Here is a 379-nt window from a genome sequence, read left to right as displayed (position 1 = left end):
TCGGCTCCCAGTCGCGCGGGCCGAGCCTGACCTTGTCGACGCCCTTCGGGCAGCACGTCGTCCCGTCCGGCCGGAGCAACTGCACGCCGACGATGTACTTCTGGTAGCCCTGCGGCCCTTGCTCCGCGCCGCACAGCGACTCCGGGTCCACACCGGGCTTGGTCAGCTCCTTCACCGGCGAGGCCGTTTGGAGCGAGGCGTCGATCTGGCGGCGCATCGTCAGGTCCGCGCTGAGCCACGCGAACACGCTCACCACGATGATCCCGAGCGCCACCACCAGAGCCGTCACCAGTGCGACGCGGCTGCGCAACAGGAGTTTCCGCTCTTTCATGCGCGCGTCCGCAGCACGTAGCCGACCCCGCGCACCGTGTGCAGCAAC

The 379-nt window shown here is 69.4% G+C and carries 1 pseudogene; it reads right to left on the bottom strand.

The window, feature by feature from the left end:
• Positions 1-331 (bottom strand): annotated as a pseudogene (locus CCN37_RS37890) (histidine kinase); the annotation flags it as partial.
• Positions 332-379 lie beyond the last annotated feature (48 nt).

The sequence above is a fragment of the Allokutzneria sp. NRRL B-24872 genome (assembly GCF_002155965.1).
Taxonomy (GTDB): Bacteria; Actinomycetota; Actinomycetes; order Mycobacteriales; family Pseudonocardiaceae; genus Allokutzneria.
The sequence above is the reverse complement of the archived record's forward strand: the minus strand, read 5'-3'. Positions and strand labels throughout refer to the sequence as shown.